The organism is Roseateles oligotrophus (assembly GCF_014204525.1).
In the GTDB taxonomy this organism is placed as follows: domain Bacteria; phylum Pseudomonadota; class Gammaproteobacteria; order Burkholderiales; family Burkholderiaceae_C; genus Paucibacter_A; species Paucibacter_A oligotrophus_A.
Genome location: NZ_JACHLP010000003.1, coordinates 522,532 through 545,269 on the forward strand (window position 1 = coordinate 522,532; position 22,738 = coordinate 545,269).

The window sequence follows — 22,738 nt, forward strand, 5'->3', positions numbered from 1 at the left end:
CTCCTGGCGTTGTTACGCCGTCTCGCCGTACCAGCTGTACTGTCTTCGACGGCGCGCCTAGCCAGGACCGCTGCGCTGAGTTCTGTCAGCCGCTCTATGCCCGATTCAAGAACCTTCGATATTGTCGATCAGCCGCGTCGCCCCCAGCTTGGCCGCGGCCAGCGCCACCACCGGTTGACCCGGCAGGGCGGGGCTCAGATCGTGCTGGCGGCGCAGGCAGACGTAGTCGGGCTGCCAGCCATGCTCACGCAGATGGGCCATGGCCTCGGCCTCCAGCAGGGCCAGGTCTTGCTCGCCGGCGGCCCAGCGGGCCAGCAGGGTTTTGAGCGTGCGGCTCAGGCGCAAGGCCTCGGCGCGCTCGGCCTCGCTGAGATAGCCGTTACGGGATGACAGGGCCAGGCCCTGCTCGCTGCGCGTGGTCTCGCCGCCCAGCACGGTGATGGGCAGGGCCAGCTGGTCCACCATGCGGCGCAAGACCATCAGCTGCTGGTAGTCCTTCTTGCCAAACACGGCGATGCTGGGCTGCACGATATTGAAGAGCTTGGCCACCACGGTGCAGACGCCGGTGAAGAAGCCGGGCCGGAACTGACCTTCCAGGATATTGGCCAGCTCATTGGGCGGCTGCACCTTGTAGCCCTGGGGCTCGGGGTAGAGCTCGGCCTCGTCGGGTGCGAACACCACATCGCAGCCGGCACTTTGCAGCAGCTCGCAGTCGCGCGCCAGCGTGCGGGGATAACGGTCAAAGTCCTCGTGCGGCGCGAACTGCAGGCGGTTGACGAAGATGCTGGCCACCACCAGGCCGCCCGCGCCTTGCTCATCCACCGCGGCCCGGGCCTGGCGCAGCAGGCTCAGATGGCCTTCATGCAGATTGCCCATGGTGGGCACAAAGGCGCGCCGCGGCGTGGGCTGCAGGGCCTGGCGCAGGCCGGCGATGTCGTGGATCAGTTTCATGCAAACAGCGGGGAGAGAACGGGTAAGAGCGGGTAAGGAGAGGAGGCGATCAGTAGCTATGCAGATCGTCTTGCGGGAAGGTCTGCGCCTTCACCTCGGCCACATAGCGGGCCACGGCGTCCTGCACCGAGCTGGCGCCGGCCATGAAGTTCTTGACGAAGCGCGGGCGACGGCCCGGCGTCACGTCCAACATATCGTGCAGCACCAGCACCTGGCCGGAGCAGCCGACGCCGGCGCCTATGCCGATAACGGGGATCTTCAGCGTCCTGGTCAGGTCGGCGGCCAGCGGGGCGGGCACCATCTCCAGCACCAGCATCTGGGCGCCGGCCTCGGCCAGTTCAATCGCCTGGCGCTTCAGGTGGGCGGCGGCCGCGTCGTCGCGGCCCTGCACCTTGAAGCCGCCCAGCATGGTGACGGTCTGCGGGGTCAGGCCCAGATGGGCGCAGACGGGGATGCCACGCTCGACCAGAAAGCGCACGATGGGCGCCGTCCAGCCGCCGCCTTCCAGCTTGACCATATGGGCGCCGGCCTTGAACAGGGCGGCGGCGCTCTTCCAGGCCTCTTGCGGCGAGGCCTGGTAGCTGTCGAAGGGCAGGTCGCCGATCACCCAGGCATTCTTGCGGCCGCGGGCGACGCAGCGGGTGTGGTAGACCATGGCGTCCAGGCTCACCGGCACGGTGCTGCTCTCGCCCTGCAGCACATTGCCCAGCGAGTCGCCGACCAGCAGCACATCCACGCCCGCCTCGTCCAGCAAGCTGGCGAAGGCGGCGTCGTAACAGGTCAGCATGGCGATCTTGTCGCCGCTGGCATGCATGTCCAGCAAGCGTTGCAGGCTGAGGGGTTTGCGGTCGGTCATGGTGGCACCTGGGCGTGGAGGAGAGGCGGCCGCAGTGTAACTTTCATGGGGCCGGCGTGGCGGACCGCCCGGGCGCCGACAATGGGGGCATCACTCCAAACCGTCCGTCTGCCTCAGACAAACAAAGGTGCCAGCCCCATGACCCTGACCGAGCTGCGTTACATCGTTGCCGTGGCCCGCGAACGCCATTTCGGCCGCGCGGCCGAGGCCTGCCACGTCTCCCAGCCCACGCTGAGCGTGGCGATCAAGAAGCTGGAGGAAGAGCTGGATGTGAAGCTCTTCGAGCGCGGTGCGGCCGAGGTCTCGGTCACGCCGTTGGGCGCCGACATCGTGCGCCAGGCGCAATCGGTGCTGGAACAGGCCAGCGCCATCAAGGACATCGCCAAACGCGGCAAAGACCCGCTGGCCGGCGCCCTGCGGCTGGGCATCATCTACACCATCGGCCCCTATCTGCTGCCCGAGCTGGTCAAGCGGGTGATCGAAGACTACCCGCAGATGCCCTTGATGCTGCAGGAGAACTTCACCGTCAAGCTGCTGGAGATGCTGCGCACCGGCGAGCTGGACTGCGCCATCCTGGCCGAACCCTTCCCGGACACCGGCCTGGCCCTGGCGCCGCTGTACGACGAGCCCTTCATGATCGCCGCGCCCTGCAACCATGCCTTTGCCGGGCGCGCGCAGATCACGGCCGAGGAACTCAAGAGCGAGACCATGCTGCTGCTGGGCGCTGGCCATTGCTTCCGTGACCAGGTGCTGGAGGTCTGCCCCGAGTTCTCCCGCTTCTCCAGCGACGCCGAGGGCATACGCAAGAGCTTTGAAGGCAGCTCGCTGGAAACCATCAAACACATGGTCGCCTCGGGCATGGGCGTGACGGTGGTGCCCACGCTGAGCGTGCCGAAAGAGCCGCAGCCCCATCTGCGCTTCATCCCCTTCGCCGCGCCCGTCCCCACCCGCCGTGTCGTGCTGGCCTGGCGCCGCACCTTTACCCGCTTCGAAGCCATCGCCGCCCTGCGCAATGCGGTCCATGCTTGCTCGCTCGACGGCGTCACGCGACTCAACACCTAGGCCGCCCTCAAAATTGGGGTCAGAGTCAATTAATTTGAAAATTGACTCTGACCCCAATTTGAAGAAGAAGCGCGGGAGCAAGAAACGGGTGGGCGGGGCGCTGGGCGCTGCGCAGAATGCGGGCATCGTCTTTGGACCCTCAGCGAGTGCATCACCATGGCCGAGGCAAGTGTTTCTTCCGTGAATTCCTCTTCTTCTACGCTCAAGTACCAGCGCATGCAGCGGGCCATCGAGCGCCTGGCGCTGGCGGACGAGCCGCCGGCCTTGCAGGACTTGGCCGATGAGGCGGGCCAGAGCCTGTTTCATTTCCAGCGCAGCTTTGTCAGCATGGCCGGGGTCACGCCCAAGGAGTTCAGCCAGGCCCTGGCCCTAGAGCGCGCCAAGCAAAGCCTGCGGGCCGCCGAGTCGGTGCTGACGGCCTCGTTCGCCGCGGGTTTGTCGGGGCCCTCGCGCCTGCACGATCTCTTCCTCAGCCTGGAAGGGCTGACGCCGGGCGAGTTCAAACAGGCCGGGCGCGGCCTGCGCCTGCAATGGACCACGGTCGACACCTTGCTGGGCCCGCTCTGGCTGGCCGCCACGGCCCGCGGCATCTTGCGCATGGCTTTTATGCGCGGCGCCACGGCCCAGGCCTTGATCGCCGAGGCCAGCACCGCCCTGCCCGAGGCGCGCTGGCAGGAGGCGCGGCAAGACCTGGCCCCCATCGCCGAGGAGATAGGCCGCCGCCTCGCCGGCGCGGCGCCCAGCCGGCCCCTGGGCCTGTTGATGAGCGGCACACCGCTGCGCCTGAAGGTCTGGCAGGCCTTGCTGAGCATCCCCGAGGGTCAGGTCTTGTCCTACACCCAGCTGGCCCGGCTGGCAGGCGCCCCGCAAGCCGTGCGGGCCGTGGCCAGCTGCGTGGCGGCCAACCCCATCGCCTATCTGATCCCCTGCCACCGGGTCATACGCGCCAATGCCGACTTCGGCGAATACCGCTGGGGGCCGCAGACCAAGAAGGCCTTGCTGGGCCTGGAGCTGGCGCGGGCCGGATAAGTTTCAAGCCTTCATCTTTACAAATAGCTATCGACAAATTAGATTCAATTAAATTGCACTATTCATCGCCAAATCCTAAGCTTGCGTCCATACCAGCCCTGCTGGCTCAACCCCAAGGAGAAAAGCGATGTCGACCGAAGCCAAGTGCCCTTTCCATCACAACGCCGCCGCTGCCGCCAGCGCCGCCCTGGCCCAGTCCAGCCGCGACTGGTGGCCCCAGCAGATGAAGCTGAGCGTGCTGCATCAGCACTCCGCCCTGTCCGACCCGCTGGACCCCGGCTTCGACTACGCCCAAGCCTTCAAGCGCCTGGATCTGGCCGCCTTGAAGCAGGACTTGCATGCCTTGATGACAGCTTCGCAAGACTGGTGGCCGGCCGATTTCGGCCACTACGGCCCCTTGTTCGTGCGCATGGCCTGGCATAGCGCGGGCACCTACCGCGTGGGCGACGGTCGCGGCGGCGCGGGTGGCGGCCAACAGCGCTTTGCACCCCTGAACAGCTGGCCCGACAACGTCAACCTCGACAAGGCGCGCCGCCTGCTCTGGCCCATCAAGCAGAAGTACGGCCAGAGCATCTCCTGGGCCGATCTTTTCATCCTGACGGGCAATGTCGCGCTGGAGTCCATGGGCTTCAAGACCTTTGGCTTTGCCGGCGGCCGCGCCGACACCTGGGAGCCGCAGGAAGATGTGTACTGGGGCGCCGAGACCAGCTGGCTGGCGGACGACAAGCGCTACAGCGCCGACGCAAAAGAGCGCGACCTGGAGAACCCCCTGGCCGCCGTGCAGATGGGCCTGATCTATGTGAACCCCGAAGGCCCCGCCGGCAATCCCGACCCGCTGGCCGCCGCCCGGGACATCCGCGAAACCTTTGCCCGCATGGCCATGGACGACGAAGAAACCGTCGCCCTGATCGCCGGTGGCCACACCTTTGGCAAGACCCATGGTGCGGCCGACGCCAAGCATGTGGGCGCCGAACCTGAGGCCGCCGGCATGGCCCAACAAGGCCTGGGCTGGCACAACGACTACCGCTCCGGCGTGGGCGCCGACGCCATCGGCAGCGGCCTGGAAGTGACCTGGACCACCACCCCCACGGCCTGGAGCCATAACTTCTTCGAGAACCTGTTCGGTTACGAGTGGGAGCTGACGAAGAGCCCGGCCGGAGCCCATCAATGGGTGGCCAAGCAGGCCAAGGCCAGCATCCCCGACGCCTTCGACCAGAGCAAGCAGCACCTGCCCACCATGCTGACCACCGATCTGTCGCTGCGCGTGGACCCTGCTTACGAGCAGATCTCGCGCCGCTTCCTGGCCCAGCCGGAGCAGTTCGCCGAGGCCTTCGCCCGCGCCTGGTTCAAGCTGACCCATCGTGATATGGGCCCACGCAGCCGCTATCTGGGCCCCGAGGTGCCGGCCGAAGAGTTGATCTGGCAAGACCCCATCCCGGCCCTGAACCACGCGCTGGTGGACGCGCAAGACATCGCCGGCCTCAAGGCCAGGATTGCGGCCTCCGGCCTGTCGATCCCGCAACTGGTGGGCACGGCCTGGGCCTCGGCCTCCACCTTCCGCAGCTCCGACAAGCGCGGCGGTGCCAACGGCGCGCGCATCCGCCTGGCGCCGCAAAAAGACTGGGCCGTCAACCAGCCCGAACAGCTGGCCCGGGTCTTGCAAGTGCTGGAAGGCATTCAGGCCGAGTTCAACCAAGCTCAATCGGGCGGCCAGAAGAAGCTGTCGCTGGCCGACCTGATCGTGCTGGCGGGTGGTGTCGGCATCGAGCTGGCCGCGCAAAAGCAGGGCCAACGCATCAGCGTGCCCTTCACGCCCGGCCGCATGGATGCCTCGCAGGCGCAGACCGATGTGGCCTCCTTCGCCGTGCTGGAGCCGGTGGCCGACGGCTTCCGCAACTACCTCAAGCCAGGCATCAAGGTGCCGGCCGAGGCCTTGCTGATCGACAAGGCCCAGTTGCTAAGCCTCACGGCGCCCGAGATGACGGTGCTGGTCGGCGGCCTGCGGGTGCTGAATGTGGGGGTGGAGGGTTCGACACAAGGCCTGCTGACCCAGCGGCCGGAGGTGCTCAGCAATGACTTCTTCGTCCATCTGCTGGACATGGGCACGCAGTGGCAATCGACCTCGGCGACGCAAGACGTTTTCGAAGGCCGCGACCGCCGGACCGCTGCGCTGAAGTGGACGGGTACGCGGGCCGATCTGGTCTTCGGCTCCAACGCCCAGCTGCGCGCCCTGGCCGAGGTTTATGGCAGCGCAGACGCCCAAGCGAAATTCGTGCATGACTTCGTCGCCGCCTGGGTCAAGGTCATGAACTTGGACCGCTTCGACCTGGCCTGATCCGCGCGATCAGCCCGTTATCACAGGGGGCGGCCAAGGGCTCGCCCCCTTTTTCAATCAAGGATCCATCATGTTCAAAAAACAGCGCCGGTTTCTAGGTTTTGCCATCCATCTTTCCGGTGCCGCCCTGGGCGCCCAGTTCATCGTGGACTGGATGCGGCATAGCGCCAGCTAAGCCCCTTCACAGCCAGGCTCGCCACAAGGTCAGCGCGGCGGCAAGGATCAGCAAGCCGGCCTGCGCCACAAAGCCCCCGCGCCAACACCTGAGCGCACCCCCTAGCCAGCGTCACAAACAGCGCCCGGGCTTGGTCTATGCTGCGGGGGTGGTCTCGCGTCCCGCAGGGTTCAAGCCCAGCCGGGACCTGTCGAGCCCAAACCAAGCCCACGATACTTTGGAGCAACCCATGGCAAAGAAATCGAGTCCCGCCAAGTCCTCCGGCCCGGCCATCAATATCGGCATCGCCGACAAGGACCGCGCCGCCATCGCCGCCGGCCTCTCGCGCTTGCTGGCCGACACCTACACCCTCTACCTGACCACGCACAACTTCCACTGGAATGTGACGGGGCCCATGTTCAACGCCTTGCACGCCATGTTCATGGCCCAGTACACCGAGCTGTGGAACGCGGTGGACCCGATCGCCGAGCGCATCCGCTCGCTGGGCCATGTGGCGCCGGGCTCCTACGCCCAGTTCGCCCAGCTCAGCTCCCTGCCCGACGCGCCCGCCACGCCGCCCAAGGCGCTGGAGATGGTGCGCATCCTGGTCCAAGGCCATGAGGCCGTGGCCCGCACGGCACGCAGCCTCTTCCCCGCCGTCGACAAGGCCTCGGACGAGCCCAGCGCCGATCTGCTGACTCAGCGCCTGACGGTGCACGAGCAAACCGCCTGGATGCTGCGCAGCCTGCTGGAAGAATGAGCCCGGCGTTCGGCCTGAAGCCGCTGGCCCTGCTGCTCGCCGCGGCGCTGGCGGCCGGCGCTGGCGCCGCGGAAATGCCGCCAGGCGCCCGCCTCAGCTGGGACGAGGCGCTGCAACGCCTGCAGCAGGGTTCCGAGCAATTGGGCGGCGCACGCGCGCAGCTGGCCCAGCGCCAGGCCCAGGCCGAGGGCATTGCCAATCTGGGCGGGCCGGTCGTCAGCGTGTTTGGCCTGGCGTACAGCTACAAGGCCAGCCTGGACCTCAATCTGGACCCGCTCAACCAGGGCCTGGGCAGCGTCATCGGCATGCTGCCGCCCTCCATCATCGGCGCCCTGCCTGCCCTGCCCCAGCTGCCCGCCAGCTACACGCTGGAGCGCAGCCATAGCAATCAAACCGCCATCCTCAACGCCATCTGGCCCATTTATGTGGGCGGCGCGGCGGATGCGGCGCGCGCCCTGTCCAAGGCCCAGGGCGACGAGGCCCAGGCCGATCTGGGCCAAGTGGAAGACGAGGCCGTGGGCCTGCTGGCCCAGCGCTATTTCCAGACCCAGCTGGCCCGCCGCGCCGCCGATCTGCGCGAGGCCGTGGCCGGTGGCGTGGCCGAACACGATGCGGCGGTGGAGAAGATGCTCAAGGCCGGCGTGGTCTCGCAGCTGGAGCGCCTGCAGGCCCGCGCCGCGCTGGAAGATGCCCGCCACCAGGCCCGCAAGGCCCGCAGCGATGCGGAGCTGGCCGCCCTGGCGCTGGCGCGCAGCGTCAAGCTGGACGGCGCTGCCCCGCTGCCCAGCACGCCGCTGGCCCTCAGCAGCCAGGCCTTGCCGCCGCTGGCCGAATTCATCAGCGAGGCCCTGGCCCAGCACCCCGGCCTGGCCAAGGTGGCGGCCAAGCGCAGCCAGGCCGAGCAGCTCAAGGCGGCCGGCAAGGCCCTCAACAAGCCCCAGGTCTTCGCCTTCGGCCAGAGCAACTTGACGCACAACCGCGACTGGGTGGCCGGCCTGGGTGTGCGCGTCAATCTCTGGGATTCGCTGGACCACGCGGCGCTGGACCGGGCCCATGCCAGCCAGATCGCGCAGGTGGACGCGGCCGATGCCCAGGCCCGCAGCGACATCGCCCTGCTGGTGGAGAAGCAATGGCGCAGCGCCGAGCGCGCACGCGAGCAATACCTGAGCCTGGCCACGCAGGACGAGCTGGGCCGCGAGCTGCTGCGCCTGCGCCAGGCCGGCCTGCGTCAGGGCACGAGCACGGCGCTGGACCTGATAGACGCCGAGCTCAATCTGGCCAAGCTGCGCACCGAGCGCGCCCAGGTGGCTTACGACTATGTGATGGCCTTGACCGGCCTGCTGCAGGCCAGCGGCCAGATCCATCGCCTGGGTGAATACCTGGCGCGGGCGGATCTGCGGGTCGAATGAAGGCGAGGACAGAACCCATGAAAAAAGCAAGCCAGATCGTCGCCCCCGTCCTGCTGCTGGCCTTAGGCGCCTGGGGCGTCTACGCCCTGCTGCAAGGCGGGCGCGAACCGCCCCAGCAGCTGCAAGGCATGATGGAAGCGCAGGAGACCGATATTGCTCCGAAGCTGACCGGCCGCATCGCCGAGCTGCTGGTGCACGAGGGCCAGCAAATCAGCGCTGGCACCCTGCTGCTGCGCATAGACAGCCCCGAGGTGGCGGCCAAGATGGCGCAAGCCAGCAATGCCGAGGCGGCCGCCGCGGCCCTGGCCCTGAAGGCCAGGAACGGCGCCCGGCCCGAAGAGATTCGCATGGCGCAGAGCAATTTCGAGCGCGCCCGGGTCGGCGCCGAGCTGGCCAGGAAGAGCTTCGAGCGGGTCGACAGCCTCTACAAGGACGGCCTGGTCGCCCTGCAAAAACGCGACGAGGCCGAGGCCAATTGGCGCGCCGCCCAAGGCCTGGCCGATGCCGCCAAAGCCCAGGCCGAGATGGCCCGCGCCGGTGCCCGCAGCGAGGACAAGGCCGCCGCCGCCGCCCAAGCCGCCCAGGTGGCCGGCGTGGTGCAGGAGGTGGAAAGCGCCCGCGCCGAGACCGAGCTGAAGAGCCCGGTGGCCGGCGAGGTGGCCAAGCTGCTGGCCAAGCGGGGCGAGCTCTCGCCCGCCGGCGTGCCGGTGCTGACGGTGGTGGACCTGCAGAACCAATGGGCTTTGTTCAATGTGCGCGAAGACCAGCTGAGCCGCTTTGCCATCGGCAAGGAGTTCGAAGCCAGGCTGCCCGCGCTGGACAATCGCCGCGTGCGCTTCAAGGTCACGGCCAGCCAGGCCCTGCCTGACTTCGCCACCTGGCGCGCCACCCGCTCCAACCAGGGCTATGACCTGCGCACGTTCGAGATCAAGGCCAGGCCGCTGCAGGCCATTGCCGAGGCCAGGCCCGGCATGAGCGTCCTGGTCAATCCATAAGCCTGCCGTGAAACCTTGGCGTGATGGCCTGCGGCGCGAGCTGCACCTGCTGTGGCAGCGGCCCTTCGATCTGGCCATGCTGAGCTGGCTGCCGCTGCTGCTGGGCTTGATGATGATCTGGAGCTTTGCGGCCGGCCTGCCCACCCGCCTGCCCATCGGCGTGCTGGACGGCGACCACAGTGGGCTCTCGCGCCAGCTGCAACGCATGCTGGATGCCGCCCCAGGTCTGCGCATCGCCGCCCAGTACGGCGACGAGCAGGCCTTGCAGCGCAGCCTGCGGGCCGGCGAGGTCTATGCCGCGCTGATCATCCCGCCCGAGCTGGCACGCGACATCAAGCACGGCCAGGCCGGCCAACTCGCCCTGCTGCATAACGCGCAATTCGCCACCCACTCCGGCCTGATCCAGAAAGAGGTCAGAACCGTGGTGGGCACCTTGTCGGCCGGCATTGAGCTGACGGCACGCAACAAGCGCGGCCAGAGCCCGCAGGCCGCCAGGCAAGCGTTTGAACCGCTGCGGGCCAGTCTGGGCGCGCTCTACAACGGCGCGCTCAATTACCAGCAGTTCCTGGCCACCGCCCTGATCCCGGCCCTGCTGCATCTGCTGGCCATGGTGGCCGGCGGCTGGACGGTGGGCCGCGAGCTGCGCGATGCCACGGCCCCCGACTGGCTGGCGGCCAGCCAGGGCCAGGCCCTGCCCGCCCTGCTGACCAAGCTGCTGCCGGCCTGGGTGCTGCTGAACGCCGTCAACCTGGTGTTCTGGCTGATCTTCGCCCGCCTGGGCCTGCTGCCCGAGGGCGGGCTGGCGCCGCTGCTGGCCCTGCATGGCCTGATGCTGGCGCTCTATCTCGCGCTGGGCGCGGCCATCGCGCTGGCCGGCCGCTCGCTGCGCCTGGCGCTGTCGGCGGCGGGCTTCATCACCGCGCCGGCCTTTGCTTTTTCCGGCCTGGCCTTCCCGCTGATGGCCATGCCCGAAGGCGCCCGCCTCTGGGCCCAGGCCCTGCCCTTCACCTGGGTTCTGCAGGGCCAGCTGGGCTTGCTGCAGATGGGCCAGGGCCTGGCCTCCTTGCTGCCCCTGCTGGGCGGCCTGCTGCTGGCCACCCTGGGCTTGCTGGCGGCCGGCTGGGCCTTGGCGCCAGGGGTGGCGCTCGATCCCAAGAGCTGGGGGCGGCGTTGATGGCCGCGCAGCCACTCTCCTGGCTGGGCTGGCTGCGCGCCACGCTGGCAAGCGCCCTGCGCGACCAGGGCGCCCTGCTGATGCTGGTGGCCGCGCCCATCATCTATTCCTTTTTCTACCCCTGGCCCTATGCCACCCAGGCCTTGCAGCGGGTGCCGGTGGCCATCGTGGACCAGGACCACAGCAATCTGAGCCGGCAAATCATCCGCTTCGCCCAGGCCAGCCCGCGCCTGCAGCTGCGCCTGGTCAGCGGCGACGAGGCCGAGGTGCAGGCCTTGATGGCAGGGCGCGAGATCGAGGGCTATCTGCTCCTGCCGCCCCAGCTCAAGCGCGATGTGGCGCGCGGCCAGGGCGTGGTGCTGCCGGTGCTGGCCAATGGTGCTTATTTCTTGACCAATAAGGTGGTGCTCAGCGGCTTTGGCGAGGTGCTGGGCACGGTCTCGGCCGGGGTAGAGCTCAAGCAGCTGCAGGCCCGCGGCCAGCCGCCCCTGCAGGCCGCGCAAAGCCGCAGCCCGCTGAATCTGCGGCTGCTACCGCTCTACAACCTCAGCGAGGGTTATGGCAGTTATGTGGTGCCGGCCGTGGCGGTGCTGATCATCCAGCAACTGCTGCTGATAGGCACGGCGCTGTGGGTGGGCACCTGGTTTGAGCAGCCCCGCACCGAAAAAAATGCCGATTCGCTGTGGGCCTGGTCGGCGCGCACGGCGGCTTTTGCCCTCTTCGGCCTGCTCTCTGCCGGCTGGTTCTTCGGCCTGACGTTCCCCTTTCTGGGCTATGCCCACGGCGGCAATCCCTTTGGCACGGCCCTGCTCTTGCTGCCGTTCTGCTGGGGCGTGGCGGCCCTGGGCGTGGCCCTGGGCGCCCTCTTCGCCGACCGCGAGCGGGCCATGCAAGCCCTGCTCTGCACCTCCTTGCCGATCGCCTTTCTGGCCGGCTTCTCCTGGCCGCGCGAATCCCTGCCGGCCGCCTTGCAGACCTTGGGCGAGGCGATTCCCGCCGTCATCGGCATCCAGGCCTTTGTGCGCCTGAACCAGATGGGTGCTCCGCTGGAAGGCGTTGCCTCCTACGGCTGGGCCCTGCTGGCCCAGGCCCTGGGCTTCAGCCTGCTGGCGGCCTGGGCCGTGGGCCGGCGGAGCAAGGCGGCCACCCTCAGCCGCGCTCGGCAGGCCCCGAAAGCGCCTTAAATTTCCTCGCATCGACTGAAAAACGCAACAGCAGGAAAGCTGCGTGCGAGGAATAAATCATCCGTGAAAACCCGATATACAAGGAATTCACAAAATTACACGCAGTTGCCATAGTGTTGAACACTCTTACCTATGGCTTGCGGAATTTGCCGCAGAAAACAAGCGTTTGCAGCCCGTCTACCTCAGTAGTTACCCTTAAAACGCGCGGGAACCCGGGTCTTAGTCTTGCGCCTCGCAGCTCCGCGCAGCAAAGCGCCGAACAGTCCAGCTGAGGCCAGCGGATTCGCCCCAACTTGCGCCAGACATGGTGACAAAAGGGCAGGGACCCCCCTTCCAGAATTCGATCCACAGCCATGCCCAGATCGGTGCGCATGAACTGCATTTCCTCATCGTTTTCTGAGTTTTTTACACGTCTACTCCTCGTAGACAGTGTTCTAGAGGTTCCCTAATGTCTCGTACTTTCAAGCGCCAGTCTCCCCAGATCCTGACTGGCATTGCATTCGCAAGCGCCTTGACTTGCTCCACCGTTTTCGCCGCCGAACCGCAATCGCTGGAGCGCGTTGAAATCATCGGCAGCCACATCAAGCGCATCGACGCTGAAGGTGCTTCGCCGGTGGCCGTGTTCCGCCGTGAAGACATCTCCAAGAGCGGCGTGGCGACCGTGCGCCAGCTGGTTGAGCAACTGGCGGCAAGCACCGGCAGCCTGAGCGATCTAGGCGGCGGCAATAGCTTCGCCGGTGGCGCGTCTTCGGTGTCTCTGCGCAGCCTGGGCAAGCAATCCACCTTGGTGCTGATGAACTTTCGCCGCGTCGCGAGCTACCCGCTAGCCGACTACAACCAGACCTTTACCAACATCGACTCCCTGCCCCTGGAGGCCATCGAGCGCGTCGAGGTGCTGAAGAGTGGTGGCTCCTCCGTCTACGGTTCGGATGCTGTCGCCGGCGTGATCAACATCGTCACCCGCCGTGACTTCCAAGGCCTGATCGCCAAGGTCAATCGCGAAGCCTCGCTGCTGAACAGCCAGTTCAACGACAAAAGCCTGACCCTGACCGGTGGCTACGGCGACTTGACACGCGACCGCTTCAATGTGCTGGCCAATGTGGATCTGTACAAGCGCAACTCCGTGATGTGGAGCGAGGTGCTGGATGACAGCAACCCCGCCTACGCAGCCTTCTCGACCGGCTTTGGCACACCCTCGACCTACGCCTACCCCGGCAATGTCATGAGCAAGGGCAGCAATGGCAAGAACGCACTCAAGCCTTTGGCGGGTTGCGCGGATGCCAATTTGATCGGTGGCCTGTGCCAGTACAACCGCTACGAGCGATTCGAAGCCACCCCCAAGGCCGATCGCGTGACCGCCTTGGTTTCGGGCAAGCTGCTGATCAATGAAGACCTGCAAGCCTATTCGGAGCTGCTGTTCTCCCGCACCAAGACCGGTTACGAAAGCGCCTACAACGCCTACGGCTCGGCTTTGGGCACCACCGTCTGGGGTGACCCCATCACCAACGGCCTGAAGAGCTTCACCAACCGCGGCCTGCCTGCCGAGCATCCCCTGAACAACACGGGTGTCGAAGCCGACTTCCGCTATCGCTTTGTCGATTCCGACGCGCACAAGCGGGTCAAGACCGACCAGTACCGCGTGTTGGCGGGCGTGAAAGGCGTCTGGGGTAACTTCGACTGGGACACCGCCGTCGGCGCCATGGGCGGCAAGACCAAGGCAGATCAGCGAGGTTCTTTCAGCGAGAAGGGCTTCAAGGAGGTCATTGGCGACTACACCAAGGCCCAACTGGACGCTGATTTCTTCAACAAGAGCAATGGCTACAAGATCGGTCAGAGCAACTCGGCCGATGTGCTGGCCAAGCTGTTCCCGATCTTCGGCTACGAGGCCGAGATCAAACAGTTCTTCTTGGACGGCAAGCTGACCGGCGAGTACGGCAGCCTGCCGGCCGGCGCCATCAACGTGGCCACGGGCTTTGAGGTCCGCCGCGAAGAAGTGCAGATCACGCCTACCGGCGGTCTGGAGCGTGGCGACATCGTCGGCTACGGCTCGGTGCGTTCAAACGCTTCGCGCAACTACGGCGCAGTATTTGTCGAGGGCAACCTCCCCATCGTCAAGAACCTGGAACTGCAGACTGCGGGCCGTGTGGACAAATTCCCCGGCTTCGGCGCGCACTTCTCGCCCAAGCTGGCACTGCGCTTCCAGCCGAGCAAGGAACTGCTGTTCCGCGGCACGCTGGAGACTGGCTTCCGTGCTCCAAACCTGACCGAAAACGCCCCTTCGACCAAGTTTGCCTTCAGCAACGGCATCAGCGATCCCAAGCGCTGCAACCAAGCTTCTGCCTACGCCAAGGACCTAAAGGCTCAGGCTGCGGCGCTGCCCGCGGGCAACCCGGACAAGCAACTCCTGACGGCACAAGCGGACAATGTGCTGGACGAGTGCTCCCGTGGCGTTGCAAGCATCGTGTCCTACAACCCTTCGCTGAAGCCTGAAACCAGCCGCACCGGGACCCTCGGTTTAGCCTTCTCGCCGGTCAAGGACCTGAGTGCCACCATCGACTACTGGCGCATCGAACGCAAGGACGAGATCGGTCTGAAGAGCGTCAACGACCTGCTCAATATCGAAGACACACTGGACGCGGGCGTCATTGGTCGTAGCGATCTGGCTGCAGACCAATTCTTCGACGCGGCTGCGCGCGCCAAGTACGGCGTGACTGCGGGCCGCCTGCAGTCGGTGACCTCGACCTTCGAGAATCTGTTCCGCACCAAGACTTCCGGCTGGGATGTCACCGTCAAGGGTCAACTGGCCACCGAAGTGGGCCGGTTCGGCGCCGATCTGGATCTGACCTACACCACCGACCTCTACTACTGGAGCGCCGCTCGCAAGGGCTATGGCGACAATATGGCGGGCCGCTACGGCACGCCGCGCTGGAAGTCCAAGCTGACCCTGAGCCACAGCATGGGTCCGGTGGCTCAGGCACTGACCTTCCACTACCAGACCAGCACAACGCTGAACGGCGATTTCAACGCCCCGGCCTGGACTCAGGAGGACTGCGCAAAGACCAAGAATCTGAGCGCTGAGCAATGCCGTTATGGTGCCTACTCGCGCCTGGACTACAACGTCAGCTACAGCCCGATCAAGGCTCTGAAGCTGAGCGCCAACGTCCGCAATCTCCTGGGCACCCGTGCCCCGGTGGACTACCGAGGCTTTGGCGTCGGCGGCGTGATTCCCCCGGACCGTGAAGACGTGCAAGGCCGCATGCTGCGCCTGGGTGCGGAGTACACCTTCTGGTGATCTGAAGCAAGCGGCGATCCGAGGCGTCGAACTCTATCGAGTTCGACGCCTGCAGGAGCAGCACGTGAAACAAGAATGAAGCCGATGCCTGCCGGCTTTTTTTCATTGAGCCTGACCTTCCCTCAAAACAGCGCAGCCAGCCCCGCCAAGCCCAGGCCCAGGGCGGCCAGGGCATCGCCCGCGATCAGGCCGCCGCCCACCAGGGAGGTGCTGCTCATATCCTCGGGCAGATCCTTGCCCGCAGGCTCGGCCCTGGGCCGCAAGCTGTTGATCAGGCTGGACGCAATACCGCCGGCCGCAAACCAGGCCGAGGTGGGCAGATTGACGAAGCCGCCAAAGGAAGAGGCGTAGGGGCTGGGCAGCAGCAAGGCGTCGAGGCAGAAATCGGCGACGAAACCCTTGCGTCCGCTGCGGGCAAAGCGCTGGTAGCCCGCATGCTGCTTGATCAGCTTGCGCAGCAACTCGCTGACAAAGCCTATGCCCACACCGACCAGAATGGCCGTGGTCTGGAAGGCCTTGGGCTCGGTCAGGCTGCGCAGCACGCCGACGAATTTATAAGTCATGGCCGAGGTCCATTGCGCCGGCGCCTCGCTGGCCGGCATGGCGGTCTGATCCAGCTTGAGCACCGGATACGCCGTCATGAAGAGCTGGGCGACCAGCACCGCCAGCACCGCGCCCAGCAGCAGGCCGGCCACCTGGAAGCGGAACTGCAGCGTGCGGTTGGAACCCAGGCGCCAGCCGGTCGAGCGGTCCTGCTGCATATCGCCGGCCACGCTGCTGGAGACAAACACCACCATGGCCGCCATCAGGCCCAGCAAGGGATCTTTGAGCCCCACGCCGGCCAGGATCAGCACCGTCACCACAAAAGCCGAGGAGATGGGGTTCTGGTCGGTCAGCCCCACCGAGATGCCGTTGACGAGGGCGAACACATAGACCAGGCCGACCACCAGCACCATATAGCCCAGCGGTTCATCGAAGAAGCTCATGCCGGCCGCAATGGTGGCCAGCGTCCACACGCCCACCCAGGCCAGCAGGCGCGGCATGCTGGCGCGCGGGCCGCCGGCGCGGCCCAGCTGCTCGGCCGGCACATGCGCGGCCTCGGCCGCGGGGACCGCGCGCAGGCGATGCACGGCGCGCCAGAGAATCAGGGCCAGGTCGATGAGGGCCGCGCCCAGAATCATGCCCAAGGCGATCAGGAAGGCGATCTTGCGGAAAGGCTCATCCGGCTGCAGCCAGCCTATGCCGATGAAATAAGGCGTCAGGGCCCAGAACAGCAGGCCGCCGGTCAGCGCCGGGATACCGACCCGCGCCCCCACGATCAGACCGGCGCCAAAGGTGGAGGTGGACAGCTCGACCACCCCCAGCACCGCCACCTTGGCCGAGGCCCAGCCGCCGATGGCGCCTACCGCCATGCCACCGAACAGACGCGAGACCGACTGGCGCAGCAGCACCGGGTCGGTCAGTGCGCGCAGGATGTTCGCAACCGCCAGGCCGGAGGGAAAGGTCAGCTGCATGCGCTCGACCAGGATGGGCGTGTACAACATGCCGATGCCGGCGCCCATCATGCCTATGCAAAGCATATAGATGACCATCTGCCAGAAGGGCACGGCCGGCATGCCCATCCAGACCATGGCCTGGATCAAGGTGCTCATGGCCATCATGCCGGCCACCGAGGCGGCCGCCGTCTGGATGTAGTTGGCGCCGTGCTTGCCCTCGCTGCCATAGCCATAGGTGACCACCGAACCCAGGATGCCGGCCAGCACCTGGCCACCGACGTAAAAGCCGATGGAGAAATTCATGAAGGCGGCCGTGATGCCGCCCAGCGGCCCCAGCAGCAGCATGCCCACGACGGCCAGCAGGGCGTAATAAGCGGCCGAACCCACGGGCGGCAGCCAGGCCCAGCGGCGGGTGTCCGGCAGAGCCGGGGCGGAGTCAGCAGAAGAGGACATGCGGCGCAGGAATGGCTAGGATGGGCCGCACTGTAGACCTCAGCCGGATCCGCCCCCATGAGTGCTTCCACCCGCATCGCCATCCTCAGCTTCGAAGGTTTCAACGAGCTGGACAGCTTCATCGCGCTGGGCCTGTTGAACCGCTTGCAGGCCCAGGGCTTCAAGGCCGAGCTGTGCGGGCCGGGTGGCACGGTCGGCTCCATGAATGGCGTGCAAGTGCAGCTGCAGCGCCCGCTGGAATGGGCCAACGAGGCCGAGGTGGTCTTGTTCGGCTCGGGCCTCTACACGCGGGCCATTGCAGAGAACTCGGCCCTGCTGGACCGCCTGCAGCTGGACCCGCTGCGCCAGCTGATAGGCGCCCAATGCTCGGGCAGCCTGCTGCTGGCAAGACTGGGCTTGCTGGGTCAGCAGCCGGCCTGCACCGATCTGCTCAGCAAGCCCTGGGTGCTCGAAGCCGGTGCCCGGGTGCTGGACGAACCCTTCCACGCCCAAGGCCCCATCGCCACCGCCGGCGGCTGCCTGGCATCCCAGTATCTGGCCACCTGGGTGATGCTGACGAAGGCGGGCGAAGCCGCCACCCGCGAGGCCTTGCTCACCGTGGCGCCGGTCGGAGAAAAGGCCGAGTACACCGAGCGCCTGATCGCAACCGTGCAGCCCTTTCTGACACCTCAAACCTGGTAAGGGATTCCACACTAGGGCGAGGTTCCGCCTGGCCTACAAGCCCCGCAGCGGCACGCAGAGCTGGCACTCAAAGCGGCCGGTGTCCATTTCGTAGCAGGCATCGGCCGGGTAGTACTCGAAGAAAGGGCGCGAGTCCAGCTGATAGCCGCTCTTGGGCAGCCACTCACGCAGCAGCTCGGTCCAAGCCAGGCTGGCGGCCGGGCCATCGCCGAAGAATTCGGCGCAGGCGTAGCGGCCACCGGGTAGTTCGGCGATGCCGGCCGGGTTCTTGGCGACAAAGTCCGGCGGCACCGGCACGCAGGCGTCGTAACGGCATTTGCTGCCTTCGGTGATCAAGGGGTCGTCATGGCCTATGCCATAGCGCGCCTCTTTTTCCAGGCCATGGGCGATCAGCCAGGGCAGGACCTGCTCGGGCCAGAAACGACTGATGGACGGGCCGTAGGGGCCGATATGGCGCAGATAGGCCACGCGCACCGGCGGCAGGGTTTGGATCGTGACTTTCATGCGGAACTCCGTTTGTGCAAACAAGGAGCCGCCATGGTTGCCGGAAAGCGGCCCGGGCGGCTGATCAGGATTGCTCAGGCCCTGATCCAGATTGCTCTGCTGCTGCTCCGCCAGGCGCCGCGCCGCAAACAATTGCTCGGCCCAGCGCCGGGGCGTCTGGAGCCGCCACTGGCTGGGCGTGCAGGCGAAGCGCAGCTTGAAGGCCCGCGCCAGGGCCTCGCCCGAGCCAAAGCCCACATTCAAGGCAATCTCCAGCACCGGCATGGCGGGCTCGTTGACCAGGTAGAGCGCCGCCACATCCAGACGGCGGCGGCGCAGATAGTCGCCCAGGGTCTCGCCCATCCAGGCGGCAAAGACCCGGTGGAAATGAAAGGCCGAGAAATGCGCCACCGCGGCCAGATCGGCCAGCTCCAGGTCTTGATCCAGATGCCGGTCGATATGGTCCAGCACCTTGTTCATGCGCTGGGTGTAAAGCGCCGAGTTGTCGCGTTCTGTCGGAGTGGGCTGCATGGGCCGAAGTCTAGGACCTGTCACCCACTCAGGCACTCCAGCGATAATCCCGCCCCTTACCTTGAAATTCAGTGCGGGCCTGTTGGCTGAGCGCACGCCACTAGCCCATGTCCGCCGATCTGCCCTGCCGTATCCAGACCGAAGTCAAGCGCCGCCGCACCTTCGCCATCATCTCCCACCCCGACGCGGGCAAGACCACGCTGACCGAGAAACTCTTGCTGTTCTCGGGCGCGATCCAGATCGCAGGTTCGGTCAAGGCCCGCAAGGCCAGCCGCCACGCCACCTCGGACTGGATGGAGATCGAGAAGCAGCGCGGCATCTCGGTGGCCTCCTCGGTGATGCAGATGGAGTACCGCGACTGCGTGATCAATCTGCTGGACACGCCCGGCCACCAGGACTTCTCGGAAGACACCTACCGCGTGCTGACCGCCGTGGACGCGGCCCTGATGGTGATCGACGCCGCCAACGGCGTGGAGCCGCAGACCCGCCGCCTGCTGCAGGTCTGCCGCGCCCGCAACACGCCCATCCTGACCTTTGTCAACAAGATGGACCGCGAGGTGCAGGACCCGCTGGCCTTGATGGACGAGATCGAGCGCGAGCTGGGCATGACCGTCGTGCCCTTCACCTGGCCCGTCGGCATGGGCAAGCATTTCCACGGCGTGATGGACTTGCGCCAGCAGCAGATGCGGGTGTTCTCGCCCGGTGAAGACCGGGTGGGTGGCGACGATGAAATCCTGCAAGGCCTGGACAACCCCGCTTACGCCGAACGCTTCGGCATGCAGTACGAGCAGGCCCAGGGCGAGATCGAACTGGTGCAGGACGCAGCCGCCGAGTTCAATCACGAGGAGTTTTTGACCGGCAAGCAAACGCCGATGTTCTTCGGCTCGGCCGTCAACAACTTCGGCGTGCAGGAGATTCTGGACGCCCTGGTGGAGCTGGCCCCGGCGCCGGGCGAGCGCGCCGCCATGCAGCGCGTGGTCAAGCCCGAGGAGAGCAAGTTCAGCGGCGTGGTGTTCAAGATCCAGGCCAATATGGACCCCTCGCACCGCGACCGCATCGCCTTCCTGCGCGTGGCCTCGGGCCATTTCGAGCGCGGCATGCGGCTCAAGGTGGTGCGCTCGGGTAAAGAGTTACGCCCCAACACCGTGGTGAGCTTTCTGAGCCAGCGCCGCGAACTGCTGGACGAGGCTTTTGGCGGCGACATCATCGGCATCCCCAACCATGGCGTGCTGCAGCTGGGCGACACCATCACCGAGGGCGAGGCCTTGCAGTTCACCGGCCTACCCTTTTTCGCGCCGGAAATGTTCCGCAGCGTGGAGGTGGCCGACCCGCTCAAGACCAAGCAACTCAAGGCCGGCCTGCAGCAGCTGGGTGAAGAAGGCGCGATCCAGGTCTTCCGCCCCATCGCCGGCTCGGTGCTCTTGCTGGGCGCCGTCGGCCAGCTGCAGTTCGAGGTGGTGGCGCACCGCCTGGAGCATGAGTACGGCTGCAAGGCCCGCATCAGCGGCAGCCGCTTCCAGGTGGCACGCTGGGTCACTTGCGAGGATGAGAAGGAACTCAAGCGCTTCATCGACGCCAATGACCACCGCATGGCTTACGACGCGGTGGACGCGCCCACCGTGCTGGTGGAATACGCGCCCGAGCTGCGCGCCATCGAGGCCAACTGGCCCAAGATCAAGTTCCATGCGCTGCGCGAGCACGCCGGCCTGGTGTTCCAGAAGCGGCTGGAAGGCTGATGCCGGAAGGCGTTGGAGGCTGAAAACTCAGCCCCAGAAAGCAGCAAGTGCCAGCACCGGCCTTGCTGCTTTTTTTATACGCCTGGCGCCCGCCAGCCGCCCGAGCCCACGCCGAGGGGGCAAAGTTTCTGCCCCGACCGTGACGCGAATCACGCTATGCCGCCATCACCCTTTGTCCACGGGGATGGCGATGGGCAGGGTCTTCTGAACAATGGCTTCTGTCGCGCTTCACAAGCGCCCCCAGCACTTCCAAAAGACCCGTATGAAAAAGCTTTTCGCCTCCCTTGCCCTGCTGGCCTCGCCCCTGCTCGCCCTGGCCGCGACGCCCAATCTGGTGGTCAACGGTAGCTTTGAAGACAATCTGCTGGCCAACGGCCAATGGAAAAACTTCAGCAGCCTCAATGGCTGGACCAGCGTGGGCGCCGGCATCGAGCTGCGCAACAACATCGCCGGCAGCGCCTTCGACGGCCTGAACTATGTCGAGCTGGACACGACCAAGAACAGCAGCATGTTCCAGACCATCGCCACCACGGCCGGCCAGAGCTACAACTTCAGCTTCGCCTATGCCAACCGCCCCGGCACCCCGGTTTCGACCAATGGCCTGGACTGGACCGTGGACGGCGGCACGACCTGGACGGCACTGGCCGCCCTGCCCGCGGCCACCGGCAATCACAACTGGACCCCTTTCAGCACCAGCTTCGTCGCCGGCAGCTCGACCCGGATCGGCTTCCGCGCCACCGGCAGCAGCGACACCCTGGGCAGCTCGCTGGACAAGGTCAGCCTGACCGCGGCCGTGCCCGAGCCCGAAACCTATGCCCTGATGTTGGCCGGCCTGGGCGCCCTGGGTTTTGTGGCCCGCCGCCGCAAGCGCCAACAAGCTTGATGGACTGATCAAATCGCGCCTCCCCGGCACGGCAAGCCAGCAGCGCAAGCTGCTGGCTTTTTTCATTTGGGGCCGCGCTTTTCCAAGCACAAGAAGATGACGCGCCTATCGGTTTCGCTGGCCGAATCCCTCGCTCGGTGAATACCCTATGGCAATGCTACGTAAAGGTAGTTCCCGTGTCCGCGCCCCGGCTTAGCCCCTACATTGGGGATTCAACTACAAGCCGCCCTGACTCGGTGCGGGACAGCAGATGAGCGAACTCATCCTTGAGACAAGAAACCTGAGCAAAGAGTTCAAAGGCTTCACCGCCGTGGACGCCGTCAATCTGCAGGTGCAGCGAGGTCATATCCACGCCCTGCTGGGCCCCAACGGCGCGGGCAAGACCACCTGCTTCAATCTGCTGACCAAATTCCTGGAGCCCACCCGCGGCAGCATTCTTCTCAACGGGGTGGACATCACCGGCGAGAAGTCCGCCCAGATCGCCCGCCGCGGCGTGATCCGCAGCTTCCAGATCTCCGCCGTCTTCCCCCACCTGACGGTGCTGGAGAACGTGCGCATCGGCCTGCAGCGCTTCACCGGCACCAGCTTTCATTTCTGGAAGAACCTCACCGGGCTCAAAGCCTTGGACGCCCGCGTGCTGGCCTTGCTGGAGTTGGTGGACCTGCGCGAGATGGCCCAGCTCAAGGCCGGCGACCTGCCCTACGGCCGCAAGCGCGCCCTGGAGATCGCCACCACCATGGCCATGGAGCCCACGCTGATGCTGCTGGACGAGCCCACCCAGGGCATGGGCCACGAGGATGTGGACCGTGTCACCGAGCTGATCAAGCGCGTGGCCGAGGGCCGCACCGTCTTGATGGTTGAACACAATATGAAGGTGGTCTCGCGCATTGCCGACCGCATCACCGTGCTGGCGCGCGGCGCCGTGCTGGCCGAGGGCGATTACGCCACCGTCTCCAAGCATCCCGCCGTTCTGGAGGCCTATATGGGCAGCGAAGCCACCGAGTTGCAAGGAGCGCACTGATGATGATTTTTCCGGGCGCCGCGCCGGGCCGCCCCAAGCAAGCCCGCGTCCCCTCGGGGGACCGGCCGATGTACTCATCGGACGAGGGGCTCACATGACGGCACTGGAAATCAAAGACCTGCACGCCTGGTACGGCGAGAGTCACATCCTGCATGGCATCAATCTGAGCGTGCAAAAGGGTCAGGTCTTGACCCTCCTGGGCCGCAACGGCGCCGGCCGTACCACCACGCTGCGCGCCATCATGGGCCTGACC

Annotated in this window: 18 protein-coding genes; 14 read left to right on the plus strand and 4 right to left on the minus strand. The window is 66.1% G+C overall.

Annotated features, from left to right (window positions below; all coding sequences use genetic code 11):
- Positions 1-105: 105 nt before the first annotated feature.
- Positions 106-951, minus strand: coding sequence for a pantoate--beta-alanine ligase (gene panC / locus HNP55_RS10020; RefSeq protein ID WP_184298783.1), 846 nt, complete (start codon positions 949-951; stop codon positions 106-108).
- Positions 952-1,000: 49 nt separating this feature from the next.
- The gene (gene panB / locus HNP55_RS10025; RefSeq protein ID WP_184298785.1) at positions 1,001-1,807 is read right to left on the minus strand and encodes a 3-methyl-2-oxobutanoate hydroxymethyltransferase; all 807 of its coding nucleotides are present in this window, start codon (positions 1,805-1,807) and stop codon (positions 1,001-1,003) included.
- 138 nt (positions 1,808-1,945) lie between these two features.
- Here panB and HNP55_RS10030 point away from each other — a divergent pair, with 138 nt between their 5' ends.
- The 9 genes from HNP55_RS10030 to HNP55_RS10070 all read left to right on the plus strand — a co-directional run bounded on the left by HNP55_RS10030 (position 1,946) and on the right by HNP55_RS10070 (position 15,201).
- On the plus strand, positions 1,946-2,869 hold the full coding sequence (locus tag HNP55_RS10030) for a LysR substrate-binding domain-containing protein (RefSeq protein ID WP_184298788.1): 924 nt from the start codon (positions 1,946-1,948) through the stop codon (positions 2,867-2,869).
- Between the two features lie 180 nt (positions 2,870-3,049).
- Positions 3,050-3,898: a methylated-DNA--[protein]-cysteine S-methyltransferase gene (locus tag HNP55_RS10035; protein WP_184298790.1), complete on the plus strand. Its 849-nt coding sequence runs from the start codon at positions 3,050-3,052 to the stop codon at positions 3,896-3,898.
- Between the two features lie 127 nt (positions 3,899-4,025).
- A complete protein-coding gene (katG, locus tag HNP55_RS10040; protein WP_184298792.1) occupies positions 4,026-6,233 on the plus strand; it encodes a catalase/peroxidase HPI in 2,208 nt (735 codons plus the stop codon).
- A 404-nt stretch (positions 6,234-6,637) separates the two neighbouring features.
- Positions 6,638-7,147: a Dps family protein gene (locus HNP55_RS10045; protein WP_184298794.1), complete on the plus strand. Its 510-nt coding sequence runs from the start codon at positions 6,638-6,640 to the stop codon at positions 7,145-7,147.
- The gene (locus HNP55_RS10050; protein WP_184298796.1) at positions 7,144-8,556 is read left to right on the plus strand and encodes a TolC family protein; all 1,413 of its coding nucleotides are present in this window, start codon (positions 7,144-7,146) and stop codon (positions 8,554-8,556) included. Before HNP55_RS10045 ends, HNP55_RS10050 begins: the two co-directional genes overlap by 4 nt.
- A gap of 17 nt (positions 8,557-8,573) precedes the next feature.
- Entirely contained in the window at positions 8,574-9,551 is a 978-nt protein-coding gene (locus HNP55_RS10055) for an HlyD family secretion protein (RefSeq protein WP_184298798.1), read from the plus strand.
- Between the two features lie 7 nt (positions 9,552-9,558).
- A complete protein-coding gene (locus HNP55_RS10060) occupies positions 9,559-10,725 on the plus strand; it encodes an ABC transporter permease (protein WP_348648687.1) in 1,167 nt (388 codons plus the stop codon).
- A complete protein-coding gene (locus HNP55_RS10065; RefSeq protein ID WP_184298800.1) occupies positions 10,725-11,909 on the plus strand; it encodes an ABC transporter permease in 1,185 nt (394 codons plus the stop codon). Before HNP55_RS10060 ends, HNP55_RS10065 begins: the two co-directional genes overlap by 1 nt.
- A gap of 448 nt (positions 11,910-12,357) precedes the next feature.
- Positions 12,358-15,201 carry a TonB-dependent receptor domain-containing protein gene (locus HNP55_RS10070; protein ID WP_184298802.1) on the plus strand — a complete coding sequence of 948 codons (2,844 nt, stop codon included), beginning with the start codon at positions 12,358-12,360 and terminating at the stop codon, positions 15,199-15,201.
- A gap of 122 nt (positions 15,202-15,323) precedes the next feature.
- Here HNP55_RS10070 and HNP55_RS10075 read toward each other — a convergent pair whose 3' ends face one another.
- Entirely contained in the window at positions 15,324-17,150 is a 1,827-nt protein-coding gene (locus tag HNP55_RS10075) for an OPT/YSL family transporter (protein ID WP_184298804.1), read from the minus strand.
- Positions 17,151-17,207: 57 nt separating this feature from the next.
- Here HNP55_RS10075 and HNP55_RS10080 point away from each other — a divergent pair, with 57 nt between their 5' ends.
- A complete protein-coding gene (locus HNP55_RS10080) occupies positions 17,208-17,831 on the plus strand; it encodes a DJ-1/PfpI family protein (protein ID WP_184298806.1) in 624 nt (207 codons plus the stop codon).
- 33 nt (positions 17,832-17,864) lie between these two features.
- Here HNP55_RS10080 and HNP55_RS10085 read toward each other — a convergent pair whose 3' ends face one another.
- Complete coding sequence (locus tag HNP55_RS10085; RefSeq protein WP_221439523.1) at positions 17,865-18,845, minus strand: GyrI-like domain-containing protein; 981 nt, start codon at positions 18,843-18,845, stop codon at positions 17,865-17,867.
- 107 nt (positions 18,846-18,952) lie between these two features.
- On the opposite strand from HNP55_RS10085, the gene HNP55_RS10090 reads away from it, so the two are divergent.
- The 4 genes from HNP55_RS10090 to HNP55_RS10105 all read left to right on the plus strand — a co-directional run.
- Positions 18,953-20,581 carry a peptide chain release factor 3 gene (locus HNP55_RS10090; RefSeq protein WP_184298808.1) on the plus strand — a complete coding sequence of 543 codons (1,629 nt, stop codon included), beginning with the start codon at positions 18,953-18,955 and terminating at the stop codon, positions 20,579-20,581.
- A gap of 262 nt (positions 20,582-20,843) precedes the next feature.
- Positions 20,844-21,464 carry a PEP-CTERM sorting domain-containing protein gene (locus HNP55_RS10095; RefSeq protein ID WP_184298810.1) on the plus strand — a complete coding sequence of 207 codons (621 nt, stop codon included), beginning with the start codon at positions 20,844-20,846 and terminating at the stop codon, positions 21,462-21,464.
- A 250-nt stretch (positions 21,465-21,714) separates the two neighbouring features.
- Positions 21,715-22,485 (plus strand): ABC transporter ATP-binding protein, encoded by a 771-nt coding sequence (locus HNP55_RS10100; protein WP_184298812.1) that lies wholly within the window; start codon positions 21,715-21,717, stop codon positions 22,483-22,485.
- Between the two features lie 94 nt (positions 22,486-22,579).
- On the plus strand, positions 22,580-22,738 hold a 159-nt coding region (locus HNP55_RS10105; protein ID WP_184298814.1), incomplete at its 3' end, for an ATP-binding cassette domain-containing protein.

Excerpts from the sequence above, each read along its gene's own strand:
- panC (WP_184298783.1), bottom strand. The coding sequence starts at position 951 with ATGAAACTGATCCACGACATCGCCGGCCTGCGCCAGGCCCTGCAGCCC.
- panB (WP_184298785.1), bottom strand. The coding sequence starts at position 1,807 with ATGACCGACCGCAAACCCCTCAGCCTGCAACGCTTGCTGGACATGCAT.
- HNP55_RS10030 (WP_184298788.1), top strand. The coding sequence starts at position 1,946 with ATGACCCTGACCGAGCTGCGTTACATCGTTGCCGTGGCCCGCGAACGC.
- katG (WP_184298792.1), top strand. The coding sequence starts at position 4,026 with ATGTCGACCGAAGCCAAGTGCCCTTTCCATCACAACGCCGCCGCTGCC.
- HNP55_RS10045 (WP_184298794.1), top strand. The coding sequence starts at position 6,638 with ATGGCAAAGAAATCGAGTCCCGCCAAGTCCTCCGGCCCGGCCATCAAT.
- HNP55_RS10050 (WP_184298796.1), top strand. The coding sequence starts at position 7,144 with ATGAGCCCGGCGTTCGGCCTGAAGCCGCTGGCCCTGCTGCTCGCCGCG.
- HNP55_RS10055 (WP_184298798.1), top strand. The coding sequence starts at position 8,574 with ATGAAAAAAGCAAGCCAGATCGTCGCCCCCGTCCTGCTGCTGGCCTTA.
- HNP55_RS10065 (WP_184298800.1), top strand. The coding sequence starts at position 10,725 with ATGGCCGCGCAGCCACTCTCCTGGCTGGGCTGGCTGCGCGCCACGCTG.
- HNP55_RS10070 (WP_184298802.1), top strand. The coding sequence starts at position 12,358 with ATGTCTCGTACTTTCAAGCGCCAGTCTCCCCAGATCCTGACTGGCATT.
- HNP55_RS10075 (WP_184298804.1), bottom strand. The coding sequence starts at position 17,150 with ATGTCCTCTTCTGCTGACTCCGCCCCGGCTCTGCCGGACACCCGCCGC.
- HNP55_RS10080 (WP_184298806.1), top strand. The coding sequence starts at position 17,208 with ATGAGTGCTTCCACCCGCATCGCCATCCTCAGCTTCGAAGGTTTCAAC.
- HNP55_RS10085 (WP_221439523.1), bottom strand. The coding sequence starts at position 18,845 with ATGCAGCCCACTCCGACAGAACGCGACAACTCGGCGCTTTACACCCAG.
- HNP55_RS10090 (WP_184298808.1), top strand. The coding sequence starts at position 18,953 with ATGTCCGCCGATCTGCCCTGCCGTATCCAGACCGAAGTCAAGCGCCGC.
- HNP55_RS10095 (WP_184298810.1), top strand. The coding sequence starts at position 20,844 with ATGAAAAAGCTTTTCGCCTCCCTTGCCCTGCTGGCCTCGCCCCTGCTC.
- HNP55_RS10100 (WP_184298812.1), top strand. The coding sequence starts at position 21,715 with ATGAGCGAACTCATCCTTGAGACAAGAAACCTGAGCAAAGAGTTCAAA.